The organism is Arthrobacter sp. Leaf141 (assembly GCF_001424565.1).
GTDB lineage: Bacteria > Actinomycetota > Actinomycetes > Actinomycetales > Micrococcaceae > Arthrobacter.
The window spans coordinates 778,165-791,822 of sequence record NZ_LMOL01000005.1 but is presented as its reverse complement, the minus strand read 5'-3'; the positions used below and the strand labels follow the sequence as shown (position 1 = coordinate 791,822).

At 67.5% G+C, this 13,658-nt stretch carries 10 protein-coding genes and 1 tRNA gene; 5 read left to right on the top strand and 6 right to left on the bottom strand.

What is annotated here, in order from left to right; translation table 11 throughout:
- Positions 1 to 100 precede the first annotated feature (100 nt).
- The 6 genes from rho to argS form a co-directional block, all read right to left on the bottom strand.
- Positions 101 to 2,278, bottom strand: a complete 2,178-nt coding sequence (gene rho / locus ASF72_RS06155) for a transcription termination factor Rho (protein ID WP_056597245.1) — start codon at positions 2,276 to 2,278, stop codon at positions 101 to 103.
- Positions 2,279 to 2,577: 299 nt separating this feature from the next.
- Positions 2,578 to 3,552, bottom strand: a complete 975-nt coding sequence (gene thrB / locus ASF72_RS06150; protein WP_056597243.1) for a homoserine kinase — start codon at positions 3,550 to 3,552, stop codon at positions 2,578 to 2,580.
- Positions 3,553 to 3,554: 2 nt separating this feature from the next.
- Complete coding sequence (gene thrC / locus ASF72_RS06145) at positions 3,555 to 4,661, bottom strand: threonine synthase (protein ID WP_050686813.1); 1,107 nt, start codon at positions 4,659 to 4,661, stop codon at positions 3,555 to 3,557.
- Positions 4,662 to 5,978, bottom strand: a complete 1,317-nt coding sequence (locus tag ASF72_RS06140) for a homoserine dehydrogenase (RefSeq protein ID WP_050686814.1) — start codon at positions 5,976 to 5,978, stop codon at positions 4,662 to 4,664. It abuts the gene before it with no gap.
- A complete protein-coding gene (gene lysA / locus ASF72_RS06135; RefSeq protein WP_050686815.1) occupies positions 5,979 to 7,442 on the bottom strand; it encodes a diaminopimelate decarboxylase in 1,464 nt (487 codons plus the stop codon).
- 5 nt (positions 7,443 to 7,447) lie between these two features.
- On the bottom strand, positions 7,448 to 9,097 hold the full coding sequence (argS, locus tag ASF72_RS06130; RefSeq protein WP_050686816.1) for an arginine--tRNA ligase: 1,650 nt from the start codon (positions 9,095 to 9,097) through the stop codon (positions 7,448 to 7,450).
- Between the two features lie 168 nt (positions 9,098 to 9,265).
- Here argS and ASF72_RS06125 point away from each other — a divergent pair, with 168 nt between their 5' ends.
- The 5 genes from ASF72_RS06125 to ASF72_RS06105 all read left to right on the top strand — a co-directional run bounded on the left by ASF72_RS06125 (position 9,266) and on the right by ASF72_RS06105 (position 13,552).
- On the top strand, positions 9,266 to 9,754 hold the full coding sequence (locus ASF72_RS06125; protein WP_056597240.1) for an FMN-binding protein: 489 nt from the start codon (positions 9,266 to 9,268) through the stop codon (positions 9,752 to 9,754).
- A gap of 3 nt (positions 9,755 to 9,757) precedes the next feature.
- Positions 9,758 to 10,630, top strand: a complete 873-nt coding sequence (locus tag ASF72_RS06120; protein WP_050686818.1) for an FAD:protein FMN transferase — start codon at positions 9,758 to 9,760, stop codon at positions 10,628 to 10,630.
- Complete coding sequence (locus ASF72_RS06115; RefSeq protein WP_050686819.1) at positions 10,627 to 12,171, top strand: ferredoxin--NADP reductase; 1,545 nt, start codon at positions 10,627 to 10,629, stop codon at positions 12,169 to 12,171. Before ASF72_RS06120 ends, ASF72_RS06115 begins: the two co-directional genes overlap by 4 nt.
- Before the next feature lie 111 nt (positions 12,172 to 12,282).
- Positions 12,283 to 12,358, top strand: a tRNA-Arg gene (locus tag ASF72_RS06110).
- Between the two features lie 141 nt (positions 12,359 to 12,499).
- The gene (locus ASF72_RS06105; RefSeq protein ID WP_050686820.1) at positions 12,500 to 13,552 is read left to right on the top strand and encodes a M4 family metallopeptidase; all 1,053 of its coding nucleotides are present in this window, start codon (positions 12,500 to 12,502) and stop codon (positions 13,550 to 13,552) included.
- Positions 13,553 to 13,658 lie beyond the last annotated feature (106 nt).

The window sequence follows — 13,658 nt, the reverse complement described above, 5'->3', positions numbered from 1 at the left end:
CTTGCGATCGTAGATCGTAAGCCACCCGGCGGAGGGGCGGGGGCGGAAAATCCGTGCGGCGTTGGCGCGCGGGACCGCCAGAATCTAGCGGTGAACCCAGCTACTTGTCGTTATCCGACTTGCTGCCCAGCGTCGTCTTCTGAATCTGCATCAGGAACTCGACGTTGCTCTGGGTCTCCCGGATCTTGTTGGTCAGCAGTTCAAGGCTCTGCTGCGTTTCGAGACCGGAGAGGACCCGGCGCAGCTTCCACATGATCTTGACTTCCTCGGCGGAAAGCAGGTTTTCCTCGCGGCGGGTTCCGGACGCGTTGACGTCCACGGCGGGGAAGATGCGCTTGTCGGCCAGCTGGCGGGAAAGCCGGAGCTCCATGTTGCCGGTGCCCTTGAACTCCTCGAAAATGACCTCGTCCATCTTGGAGCCGGTCTCCACGAGGGCCGTTGCCAGGATGGTCAGCGAGCCGCCGTTTTCGATGTTGCGGGCTGCACCGAAGAAGCGCTTCGGCGGGTACAGGGCTGCGGAATCGACGCCACCGGACAGTATGCGGCCGGAGGCCGGTGCTGCCAGGTTGTAGGCGCGGCCCAGGCGGGTCATGGAATCCAGGAGGACCACCACGTCCATGCCCATTTCCACGAGGCGCTTGGCGCGTTCGATCGACAGTTCAGCCACGGTGGTGTGGTCGTCAGCGGGGCGGTCGAAGGTGGAGGCAATGACCTCACCCTTGACGGTGCGCTGCATGTCGGTGACTTCTTCAGGCCGTTCGTCCACCAGCACCATCATGAGGTGGACCTCAGGATTGTTGGTGGTGATCGCGTTGGCGATGGACTGAAGGATAAGCGTCTTGCCGGCCTTGGGCGGGGAGACAATCAGGCCGCGCTGGCCCTTGCCGATTGGGGCCACAAGGTCGATGACACGCGGGCCGATCTTTTTGGGATCGGTTTCCAGGCGCAGGCGCTCGGACGGGTAGAGCGGAACCAGTTTCGCGAACTCGACGCGGTCCTTGAGCTCTTCCGGGGTCTTACCGTTCACGGAGGTGACCCGGACCAGCGCGTTGAACTTCTGGCGCGCGGACTGCTGGCTGCGGTCCTCGCCGTCGCGGGGGGCACGGATGGCGCCTACGACGGCGTCACCCTTGCGCAGGTTGTACTTCTTGACCTGGGCCAGCGAGACGTAAACGTCGTTGGGGCCGGGCAGGTAGCCGGAGGTGCGGATGAACGCGTAGTTCTCCAGGACGTCCAGGATGCCGGCAACGGGCAGCAGCACATCGTCTTCGGTGATTTCGATGTCGTCGACATCGGGTCCCTGGGTACGGCCGCGACGGCGGTCGTTGCGGTCCCGGAAACGGTCGTTGCGGGAGTTGGCGTCCCGGTCCTGGCCCGCGGAGCGGTCAGTGCGCTCGTTCCGGTCGTTACGCTCGGGGCGTTCGTTGCGGTCACGGCGGTTACGGCGGTTCCGTCGGCTGCCGCCGTCGCTCTCGTCGTTGTCATCGCGGCGGGTGGCTTCGCGCTGGCCTGCGTCGCGGCTGCCGGCATTGTCCCGGCCTGCCTCGGCGTTGTCCCGTGCGGCGTTGTCGCGCACAGCGTTCTCACGTGCAGCGTTGTCACGGCCGGCGCTCTCGCGGGCAGCGCTCTCGCGTGTGCTGCGGGTGCGGACGCCCTCGCGGCGGTCGCCGCGCTGGCCGGCTTCGGCGGCTTCAACCGGTGCTTCGGTGCGCTGCTCAGCGGCGGGCTGCTCCGGCGCGGTTTCGGCGGCGGTCTCCTGGCCTGCTGTCGCGGCCGCTTCGCCGCGGCGGCGGTTGCGGGTGCGCGGCTGGCGGCGCTCGGCGCCGTCAGTTGCTTCCGGCGCGGCAGCGGCAGGTGCCGCTTCCGTGGCGGCGGGAGCTGCAGCGGCCTCGGCAGCGGCCGGCTCGGCTGCGGGGCTGATGACGCCGTCGCTTCCGGCACGGCGGCTGCGGCCCCGGCGGACCCTGGTGGCGTCAGCTGCAGGAGCCTCGGCTTCCGGCGCGGCAACAACCTCGGGGGCGGTGGCCACGGCCGGCTTCTCTGCCGCCTTGGCAGGGGCCTTCACCATGGGTGTGCCTGCGCGGTGGGCGGAAATGGCCGTGACCAGGTCCCCCTTGCGCATGCGGGAACCGCCGGAAATGCCGAGCTGGCTGGCAAGAGCCTGCAGCTGGGCCAGCTTAAGGCCGGCCAGGCCGCTGCTCTTGGCGGGTGCAGCCGATGTTTCGGCTGCAGAAGATGATGTTTCCACAGCTGGCAACAGCTCAGTGGTTTCGGTCACGAAGGATCCTTCCCCCTCGACGGCGTCCGGACTGGGAGCTGGACGCGATGATTTGATCTGGGCTGCAGTTCAGATCTGCAGCCGGATATTTTCGGCCTTGCCGGTTGTCTTTTGTGGCCAGCAGGGCCGGTAACAGATACACCTTGCGCTCCGCTCAGTGCGGACCGCCGGACTGACGCGTCAGGGGCAGTTGAAATGCTGCAGATTCCTGCGACAGACCAAGCAGGCGGCACCGGCATAGATTGCGCAGTAAAAGATCCAATGGCAAGGAACTGCAAAAACGGATCAACAGGCGGCAATTACCGCCGGTGCATGTCCACCTTAGCACCTTCAACGTCCACAGCCAGCTTCAGCACCCGCCAGCCGATTTCCGGCGTGTTGGCGGCCGTGAACGCCTCAATCGAGGCCAGCACGGCGGCGGCCTCAACCTCGCCGTTGGCCAGGACCAGCACGGTGGGGCCTGCTCCGGAAACCACTGCTGCGTGCCCCGCCCGGCGCAGGGCGGTGATGAGCGCGGCGCTGGGGCGCATGGCCTCGGCGCGGTAGCTCTGGTGCAGGTAGTCCTCAGTGCCGGGGAACAGCAGTTCCGGATCCGCGGTAAGTGCGTGGATCAGCAGGGCCGCGCGCCCGGAATTCATGGCCGCCGCGTGGTGGCCCACCGAGGCAGGCAGCAAGGCCCTCGCCGCTTCCGTGGACAATTCGTAGTCCGGCACGGCAACAATGGGGATGACCGATCCGGCCACCGTGGCGCAGGTAGTGCTGTACCGGTCACTGTCCTGCCATGACAGCGCCAATCCGCCGAAAATGGCGGGTGCGACGTTGTCCGGGTGGCCCTCCAGCTCACTGGTCAGCTGCAGGATCCAGTTTTTGCCGCGGCTGCTCGCCGTCGGCACCATCGCGTTGGCCGCCGTCACGGCCGCCACCACTGCTGACGCCGAGGAGCCAAGGCCGCGGCCGTGCGGGTTGACGTTCTGCGCCGTCACCCGCAGGCCCCGGCGGCCGAAGCCCAGGCGCTCGAGGGCGGCATCGATGGCCCGGACCACCAGGTGGCTGGCGTCGCGGGGCAGCGTCTCTGCACCCTCACCGGTGAGCTCGAACAGGAGTTCGTCCGTGTCCAGGCTTTCAATGGTGAGGGTATCGTGCAGTGCCAGCGCCAGGCCCAGGCTGTCATAGCCGGGTCCGAGGTTGGCGGAGGTGCCGGGGACCCGGACCGTGACACGCTGGCCGGACTCGATGAGCTCCAGTGCGGCCACGGCCTGTGAGGTGGTTTCCAAGGTTACTTTTCTTCCAGTCCCAGTTCAGCGGCGACAGTGACAACGTCGTTGGACACCTTGACCGGCTGCACATCGCTGCCGTCCTCGGTGCGCAGTGCCCACTGGGGATCCTTGAGGCCGTGGCCGGTGACGGTGATAACGATGGTTTTGCCCGCGGGTACCTCGCCGGCGGCGTGCTTCTTCAGCAGCCCGGCCACGCCTGCGGCGGAACCAGGTTCCACAAAAACACCCTCGCGGGCGGAAAGCCAGCGGTGGGCCGCCAGGATCTCGTCGTCGGTGACGGCGTCGATCAGTCCGCCGGATTCGTCGCGGGCGTTGATGGCGCCGTCCCACGAAGCAGGGTTGCCGATCCGGATGGCGGTGGCGATGGTGTCGGGTTCCGTGATGGGGTGGCCGGCCACAAACGGGGCGGCACCGGCGGCCTGGAAGCCCCACATAACAGGAGTCCTGGTGGACACTGCGGGCAGGGTGCCGGCCGTCGCGGACTCGAAGGGCGCGGAGTACTCCTTGTAGCCCTTCCAGTAGGCGGTGATGTTGCCGGCGTTGCCGACGGGCAGGACGTGGATGTCCGGGGCGTCGCCCAGGGAATCCACAATTTCGAAGGCGCCGGTCTTCTGGCCCTGGATGCGGGCCGGGTTGACGGAGTTCACCAGGAACACGGGGTAGGACTCCCCCAGCTTCCGGGCGATGTCCAGGCAGTTATCGAAGTTGCCGTCCACCTGCAGGAGGGTGGCACCGTGGGCGATCGCCTGGCTCAGTTTGCCCATGGAGATCTTGCCCTCGGGCACCAGGACGGCGCACTTCAACCCTGCAGCGGTCGCGTACGCGGCGGCAGAGGCGGACGTGTTGCCCGTGGAGGCGCACACCACGGCCTTGGCGCCGGCTTCCACAGCGGCTGTCATGGCCATGGTCATGCCACGGTCCTTGAAGGATCCGGTGGGGTTCATGCCCTCCACCTTGAGGTAGACCTTTGAGCCTGTGAGTTCGGAGAGCGCCTGTGCAGGCACCAGCGGCGTTCCGCCTTCGCCCAGGGTGATGACCCGGGTGGCTTCCGTGACGGGCAAACGGTCAGCGTATTCGCGGATAACGCCGCGCCATTGGTGAGCCACTTAGACTCCTTCTACCCGAAGAACGGATGTAACTGAGTTGATGACGTCCAGGCCCTTGACGGCCTCGACGGTGGCTGCAAGTGCAGCCTCTGATGCGCGGTGGGTGACAATCCGCAGCTCGGCGGATTCCACGGAGGAATCGGCGTTGCGGTGGATGGTCTGGCGCATGGTTTCGATGGACACGCCGTGCTCCGCAAAAAGCTGCGCAATCCGGGCCAGGACGCCGGGCTGGTCAGCCACGTCCAGGCCGATGTAGTAACTGGTGGACGCTGCGGTGATGGGCAGCGCCGGGACGTGGCCGGTAGTGGTCTCGGTGCGGCCCGGACCGCCCAGGACCAGGCGCCGCGCCGCGGACACCAGGTCGCCCAGGACGGCGGAAGCCGTGGGCGTGCCGCCGGCACCCTGGCCGTAGAACATCAGTTCGCCGGCGTTCTCGGCTTCGATGAACACGGCGTTGAAGGCTCCGCGGACGGCTGCCAGCGGGTGTTCGCGGGGCAGCAGGGTGGGGTGCACCCGCACCGAGACACCGTCGTTTCCGTCCGCGTCCGCAAGCTTCTCCGCGATGGCCAGCAGTTTGATGACAAAACCGGCGTCCTTGGCCGCGGCGATGTCCGCGGCGCTGACTGCGGTGATGCCTTCACAGTGCACGTTTTCCAGGGCAAAGCGGGTGTGGAAGGACAGGGAGGCTAGGATCGCGGCCTTCGCGGCGGCGTCGTGGCCTTCAACGTCAGCGGTGGGGTCCGCTTCCGCGTAGCCCAGGCGCTGGGCTTCGGCCAGGGCGTCGGCGAACTGGGCGCCCGTGGAATCCATCTGGTCCAGGATGAAGTTGGTGGTGCCGTTGACGATTCCCAGCACGCGGGTGATGCGGTCACCGGACAGGCTGTCGCGGATGGGGCGCAGGATGGGGATCGCACCGGCCACCGCGGCCTCATAGGAGAGCTGGACGCCTGCTTTGTCGGCTTCCTCGTATAGGGTGGGGCCGTCCTGGGCCAGCAGGGCCTTGTTGCCCGTGACCACGCACGCGCCGTTGCTGAGTGCAGCGAGGATCAGCGTGCGGGCCGGCTCGATGCCGCCCATAAGTTCGATGACCAGGTCGGCGTCCTTGACCAGGGTCTCGGCGTCCGTGGTGAAAAGGTCCTGGGGCAGGTCGACGTCGCGCTTGGAGTTAACGTTGCGGACGGCGATCCCGCTGAGCTGAAGGCGGGCTCCGGTCCGGGCGGCCAGAGCGTCGGCGTCCTCAAGGAGAATCCGCGCCACCTGTGCCCCAACGTTGCCGCAGCCCAGGAGGGCCACCTTCAGGGTTCGCATTTCCGTCATTCAGGCTCCCATGTCGCGGTTCAGCAGATCTTCTTCGGTTTCCCCGCGGACAATCAGCCGGGCAGATCCGTCGCGCACCGCGACAACGCCCGGCCGGGCCAGATAGTTGTAGTTGCTCGACAGGGCCCAGCAGTAGGCGCCGGTCCCCGGTACTGCAAGCAAATCACCGGCTGCCACGTCCCCGGGCAGATATACATCTCTAACAACTATGTCGCCGCTCTCGCAATGTTTGCCCACCACGCGGGACAGTTCCGGGGCGGCGGCGGAGGTTCGGCCGGCCAGGACAGCCGAGTAATCCGCGTCGTAAAGCACCGGGCGGGCGTTGTCGCTCATGCCGCCGTCCACCGAAACATACCGGCGCGGATACGTAACGTTTCCGGCGTCGGTGCCGGCGGGCGCGTCGACCCTGACCGTCTTGAGGGTGCCCACCTCGTACAGCGTGAAGGTGGTGCTGCCCACGATCGCCCGTCCCGGTTCAATGGAGATCCGGGGTGCCGTGATGCCCAGCTCCGCGCAGGTGGAACGCACGACGGCGGCCATCGCCGCTGCGATTTCCGCCGGGGGGCGCGGGGTATCCACCGCCGTGTAGGCGATGCCGTATCCTCCGCCGAGGTCCAGCTCCGGCATCATGATGCCGTATTTTTCCTGCATCGCGGCCAGGAAGCGGAGCAGCTTCTCCGCCGCCACGGCAAAGCCGTCCGGTTCGAAGATCTGCGAGCCGATGTGGCAGTGCAGGCCCAGCAGGTCGATCCCAGGGTGCGCGGCGGCTGCTGCCACCGCTTCCTCGGCGGCGGAAAGGCCTGCCTGTTCCGTGGTGTCAGCTGCCATGGAGAGGCCGAACTTCTGGTCCTCATGGGCAGTGGCGATGAATTCGTGGGTGTGGGCGTGGACGCCCGGGGTGAGCCTGAGCATCACCTTCGCCTGCTCGCCGCGCGCCTGGGCGATGGCGCCCACGCGGACCAGTTCCGCCAGGCTGTCCACCACGATCCGGCCCAGGCCCATGTCCAGGGCGCGGGTGATCTCGGCGTCGGACTTGTTGTTGCCGTGCAGCGCCACGCGGTCCCCGGCGATGCCGGCGCGGGCGGCCACAGCCAGCTCGCCGCCGGAAGCCGTGTCCAGGCGCAGGCCCTCCTCCTCAACCCACTTCACTACAGCGGTGCACAGGAAGGACTTGCCGGCGTAGTAGACGTCCACGCCGCCGCAGATGTCCGCGAAGGCTGCGTCGAAGGCGTCTTTGAAGGACCGGGCGCGGGACCGGAAGTCGGCCTCGTCCAGGACAAACAGAGGGGTGCCGAACTGTTCCTTGAGGGCCGAGACGGGCAGGCCGGCCACGGCAATTTCGCCCTGGTCGTTGCGCTGCACGCCGCCGGCCCACAGCGGTTCATGCAGGACGTTGAGGTCGTCAGGAACGGACAACCATTCGGGTGCCAGCGGTGAAGCGGTGGTATTGGCCTGTGCGGTCATCGCTGTCACATCCGTTCCGGCGCGGAGACGCCCAGCAGGTCAAGGCCGTTGGCCAGGACCTGGCTGGTGGCGTCGTTGAGCCAGAGGCGGGTGCGGTTCACGTCGGTAACCGGTTCCTCCCCCATCGGGGCCACCCGGCAGGCGTCATACCAGCGGTGGTAGGCGCCCGCGATGAGTTCCAGGTGCCGGGCCACGCGGTGCGGTTCGCGCAGTTCCGCGGCCTTGGCCACGATGGAGGGGTAGCTGCCCAGGTGGGAGAGCAGTTCGTTTTCCGTTGTGTGGTCCAGCAGCGCGGCCTCAAACACGGAGCGGTCAACACCGGCGGCCACGGCGTTGCGGGCAGCACCGCGGGACCGTGCGTGGGCGTACTGGACGTAGAACACCGGGTTCTCGTTGCTGTTTTTCTTCAGCAGTTCCGGGTCAAGGGTCAGCGGCGAATCGGCCGGGAACCGGGCCAGCGAGTAGCGCACCGCGTCCTTGCCCAGCCAGTCGACCAGGTCCCTGAGCTCGATGATGTTGCCGGCGCGCTTGGACAGCTTGGCGCCGTTGACGGACACCAGCTGGCCGATCAGGACCTCGATGTTGGCCTCGGGATCGTCCCCGGCGCAGGCGGCGATGGCCTTGAGCCGGTTGATGTAGCCGTGGTGGTCGGCGCCCAGGAGGTAGATCTTCTCCGGGAAGCCGCGGTCCTTCTTGGACAGGTAATACGCGGCGTCCGCAGCGAAGTACGTGGGCTCGCCGTTCGCGCGGATCATCACCCGGTCCTTGTCGTCCCCGAAGTCGGTGGTCCGCAGCCAGACCGCGCCGCCGTCGTCGAACACGTGGCCCTGTTCGCGCAGGCGAGCCACGGCACTTTCGATCGCGCCGCCGTCGTGCAGTTCCTGCTCGGAGAAGTAGACGTCGAATTCGACGCCGAAGTCCGCAAGGGTGGTTTTGATGTCCTTAAGCTGCGCCTTGTACGCCGCGGCCCGGATCACGGGGACGGCCGCCACCTCGGTGAGTTCGCGGATGTCCGGGTGAACGGTGAGCACTTCGTGGCCCAGGTCGGCGATGTACTGGCCGGGATAGCCGCCCTCGGGTACCGGGCGGCCATGCAGCCGCGAGTACACGGAGTTGGCAAAGACGTTCATCTGCGAGCCGGCGTCGTTGATGTAGTACTCGGTGGTGACCCGGGCGCCGGAGGCCCGCAGGACGCGGGCAATGGCGTCACCGAGGGCGGCCCAGCGGGTATGGCCGATATGCAGCGGGCCCGTGGGGTTCGCGGAAACAAACTCCATGTTGACGGTGTGGCCGGCGAGCGCGGTGTTGGTGCCGTAGGTCCGGCCTGCCTCCACAATCACCTTGGCGAGGGCGCCGGCTGCGGCGGCGTCGACGGTGATGTTGAGGAAGCCCGGTCCGGCGATGTCCACGGCGGAGACGCCGTCGATCGAGGCCAGGCGGGTGCGGAGGACGGTGGCGAGATCGCGGGGGTTCATTCCGGCGGGCTTGGCCAGCTGCAGTGCGATGTTGGTGGCCCAGTCGCCGTGGTCCCGGTTCTTGGGTCGCTCCACGCGCACCTCGTCCGGCACTGCTGACGCTGCCAGGCTGATTTCGCCGGCAGCAACGGCGTCCTTCAGGCAGGCGGATATGGCGAGGGAGAGTTCTTCGGGAGTCACCCTCCTAGCCTACCGGGGGCCCGGGACAGCAAAGAATCTTACGGCGGACCCGCTGCGGGCCCGCAGGTGATGGAGGCAACCGGGTCCGACTGAACCAATAGGCTTGCTTCGACGTTGACATAACAGTAACCACCGCCGGATAAACCAATGACGAAACGAGAGCCCCACATGAGACCCTCAGTACGCAAGGGCGTTTACGCCGGAATGGCAGGCCTTTCCCTGGTCGGCGCCGTGGCAGGCTGCGCGCCCGCCGCTTCCGGCGGCGACGCCGCCAACACATCTGCCGCGGAGACGCCGGCGGCCGCACCCACCACGGGCACGTCATCCACTTCGATGGCCACCACGGGATCCGGCGGCGCCTCCGCCTACAAGGACGGCACCTACAGCGCGGACGGCAACTATGTCTCCCCCAACGGGACCGAGACCGTCGGTGTGGAGCTGACCCTGGCGGCCGGCAAAGTCACGGACGTGCAGATCACCACGCACCCTTCCAACCCCAACACCCGCAAGTTCCAGGGCGAGTTCGCCGGTGGTATCGCCGGTCAGATTGTGGGTAAGGACATTGACGGCCTCAACGTCTCCAAGGTGGCCGGCTCGTCACTGACCAGTGGCGGTTTCAACGACGCAGTGGAACAGATCAAGTCCGAGGCGAAGTAGGCGGTGCCGGCAGCGGACGGCGCGGCATTTTCCTTTGCGGGCATCGGCACGCAGTGGGAAATCACCACGCCGCGCCCGCTGTCCGGCCCCCTCCGGACGGCGCTGCTGGCGACGGTGGAAACGTTCGACGGCGTGTGGTCCCGTTTCCGGGACGACTCACGGGTGGCGGCCATGGCCCGGGCCGCGGGCAGCTACACCTTCCCCGCAGAGGCCTCAGCCCTGGGGGAACTGTATCGGACGCTGTACCGGATCACCGGGGGTGCCATGACGCCCCTGATTGGCAGCAGCCTGGAGCGCCTGGGCTACGACGCGCAGTACTCCCTGCAGCCAACCGGCGCGGCCCTTCCGGCGCCGGCCTGGGACGGCCGCCTGGACTGGACCGGCGCCACCCTCACCGTCAACGGGCCAGTGGTCCTGGATATCGGCGCAGCAGGCAAGGGGCTGCTGGTGGACCTGCTGGCCGCGGACCTTACTGCCGCGGGCCACGACGCCTTCCTGATTGATGGCAGCGGCGACCTCCTGGCCCGCGGCCCGGGCACCGTCCGCGTGGGCCTCGAACATCCCTACAACCCCCGGCAGGCCATCGGGGTGGTGGAGTTGGCGGGGCGGTCCCTGTGCGCCTCGGCCGCGAACCGGCGGGTGTGGGGCGATGGGCTCCACCACGTCCTGGACGGCACCACCGGCCTGCCTGTGCGGACCGCCGTGGCCACCTGGGCCATGGCGGAGACCGCAATGGTGGCGGATGCCCTGGCCACAGCACTGTTTTTTTCACCCGGGCCTGCGCTTGAGGAGTCATTCGACTTTTCCTGGCTGACCGTCTTTTCCGACGGCAGCGCCGCCCACTCCGCCGACTTTGAAGGGAAACTGTTCACATGAGTTCCGTGGAAACACCCAAGGCGGGCCCTGCCCCTTCCCTTGCCGGCACAGTGGACACCGCCCTGGGCCGGCTCACCATGTACCGGCTGGTGCTCCTGGTCCTTGCAGTCCTGGTGGCCTACAGCCTGCTGCTGGATGTCCTGGGCTGGCTCACCTTCGGGATCCCCGAGATGCTGGCCCACCTGGTCCTGTGCCTGGCGCTGACCTACACCGCCAACCGGGCCCTGGCCGCACTGTTCCGGGTACAGCCGCACTCCGAGTCCGCCCTGATCACCGGCCTGCTGATCTATTTCCTGTTCTGGCCCTCGTTCCAGGTGATGGACGTGGCAGGGGTGGCGCTGGCCTGCGTCCTGGCTTCCGCCTCCAAATATGCCCTGGCGTGGCGTGGCCGGCATGTTTTCAACCCCGCCGCCGCCGGCGCCTTCGTCACGGGCCTGACCGGCCTGAACATTGCCACCTGGTGGGCCGCCACACCAGCCATGCTGTTCCTGCTGGTCCCGGGCGTCCTGTTGGTGCTGTACCGGACCCGGAAAGCCCTGATGGCTGCCGTTTTTGTGGCGGCGTCCACGTCCATCATCACTGTGGAGCTGGTCCGTGCCGGCTTGAGCGCCGGGACGGGCCTCTGGCAGGCGCTGGCGCAACGGCCGGTGCTTTTCTTCGTAGGTTTTATGCTCACGGAGCCGCTGACCCTTCCGCCGCGCCGCTGGCAGCAGCTGGCACTTGCTGCCGTTGTGGGTGTGGTCTTTGCGGTTCCGTACAACTTCGGCTTCCTCGCCAACTCCCCCGAGGCCGCGTTGCTGCTGGGTAACCTGCTGGCCTTTATGCTGGGCCAGCGCGGCGGCGTGACGCTGCGGCTGGAAGGCACCCGCCAGCTGACGCCCACCACAACCGAATTCTCCTTCACCCCTGCCCGGCCGGTACGTTTCCAGCCGGGCCAGTACATGGAGCTCGACCTGCCGCACGCCAAGTCGGACGGCAAGGGCCGGCGCCGGGTCTTCAGCCTGACGGGCGCACCGGATGCGCGGCAGGTAACCTTCGGCGTCCGGACCGCCGGTCCCCTCTCCGCCGCCAAGAAGGCCCTCCTGGCGCTGGAGCCCGGCGATAAGCTCCGCGCCACCTCCGTGGGCGGCGATTTTGTCCTCCCCCGGAACCGGCAGCAGCCGGTGCTGCTGGTTGCCGCAGGAATCGGCATCACCCCGTACCTGTCCCATCTGTCCTCCGGCGGGCTGCGGGACCGCGACGCGGTCCTGCTGCTGCTGGCCCGGAGCGCCGCCGAGGTGGCCTATGCCGATGAGCTGCGCGCTTCGGGCCTGCGTGTGGTGGTCCACCTGGCGGACGGTTCTGCGCCGCCCCCGGACCTGGCCGGCACACCCAACGGGGGCACCCGGCTGGACCCGGCAGCACTCAAGGCGCTGGTCCCTGACATCGGGGCGCGGGAGGTCTACGTCTCCGGTTCACCGGCCAGCGTCGCCTCGCTGCGCCGTGCGGCCAGGGCAGCCGGCGCCCGGCGCGTCCACACGGACTCGTTCGCGGGCTACTGAAGGCTGCCGGAAGGTGCCCCACACCACCCCCGCAGCGGCCGTTTTTCCTTGCGGGCCACCTTACTGCTAAGCTCTAGGACGTCCCGCCGGAAACGGCAGGAACCCCGGATTGCCCTCGTAGCTCAGGGGATAGAGCGTCTGCCTCCGGAGCAGAAGGTCGTAGGTTCGAATCCTATCGAGGGCACCAGCCAAAACCACCCCGGTCCTGCCGGGGTGGTTTTGTTTAACCCACCGTGCACCACCGGTCCGGTTTTCCGGCAGGTGAGCCTGCACTGGATTGTCGGCACCCCCTCGTAGTCTGGTTCCACCGACTCCAGGAGGTAACGCCATGCACACGCCGTTCTGCACCATCGTCCCGCCGTATCTGCTGCGGCGGCTGGCGCGCCAGGATGCGCCGCAGTTTTCCGCAGCGGCCCGGGCCGCCCGGGAAGCCCTGGTCCATGTCCGGTCAGTGCAGGCGGCCCGGACCCGGTCGGCAGCGGCCGGCCCGGCCGGCGTGCGCCAGACAGCTCCGGGGCCGGTGAACCGGACCATCTACGACGCCGGCAACGCTGAAGTCCTGCCGGGGAAGCTGGTCCGCAAGGAAGGCGAACCGGACACCGGAGACCTGGCCCAGGATGAGGCCTACGCCGGGCTGGGCTCCACCCACCGGCTCTACGCGGACGTTTTTGGCCGGAACTCCGTGGACGGCAACGGCCTGGGCCTGGATGCCACGGTCCACTTTGGCAAGCTGTATGACAACGCCTTCTGGGACGGCAACCAGATGGTCTTCGGCGACGGTGACGGCGAGGTCTTTGACCGGTTCACCAAGTCCCTGAGCGTGATCGGCCATGAACTGGCGCACGGCGTCACCCAGTTCACTGCCGCCTTGGTATACCGTAACCAGGCCGGCGCGCTGAACGAGTCGATGTCGGACGTCTTTGGCGCCCTGGTGGAACAGTACGTCGGAAAACAGTCCGCTGCAGAGGCCAGCTGGCTGATCGGCGAAGGCCTTTTTACGCCCGAAGTGCAGGGCACTGCGCTGCGTTCCATGAAGGCGCCGGGTACCGCGTACGACGACGACGTGCTGGGCAAGGATCCGCAGCCTGACTCCATGGATACGTATGTGCGCACCAGCGCTGACAACGGCGGCGTGCACATCAACTCCGGCATCCCCAACCGTGCCTTCTACCTCGTCGCCGAAGCGCTGGGCGGGAACGCCTGGGACGCCCCGGGCCGGATCTGGTACGACACCCTGACAGGCGGTTCCCTGCCACCAACGGCAACATTCGGTGTTTTTGCCCGTGCCACCGCCGCGTCCGCCGTGGAAATTTTTGGTGCCGGCTCAGCAGAGCATGACGCCGTGGCCAAGGCGTGGGAAACTGTGAAGGTCAAGCTCTAAACGGAGCTCCCCGCGGCCCGGCGACGGCCAGCGGGGCAGCAGGAACCCAGGAACCAGGCCATGAAGATCAGTGTGGAACGGACCGGCGGAATTGCGGCAATAACCA

What these genes read in the sequence shown, in the direction of transcription:
- lysA (WP_050686815.1), bottom strand. Translation starts at nt 7,442, where the DNA reads ATGACCGCACAGGCCAATACCACCGCTTCACCGCTGGCACCCGAATGG.
- ASF72_RS06125 (WP_056597240.1), top strand. Translation starts at nt 9,266, where the DNA reads ATGAGACCCTCAGTACGCAAGGGCGTTTACGCCGGAATGGCAGGCCTT.
- ASF72_RS06115 (WP_050686819.1), top strand. Translation starts at nt 10,627, where the DNA reads ATGAGTTCCGTGGAAACACCCAAGGCGGGCCCTGCCCCTTCCCTTGCC.
- ASF72_RS06105 (WP_050686820.1), top strand. Translation starts at nt 12,500, where the DNA reads ATGCACACGCCGTTCTGCACCATCGTCCCGCCGTATCTGCTGCGGCGG.
- ASF72_RS06140 (WP_050686814.1), bottom strand. Translation starts at nt 5,978, where the DNA reads ATGACGGAAATGCGAACCCTGAAGGTGGCCCTCCTGGGCTGCGGCAAC.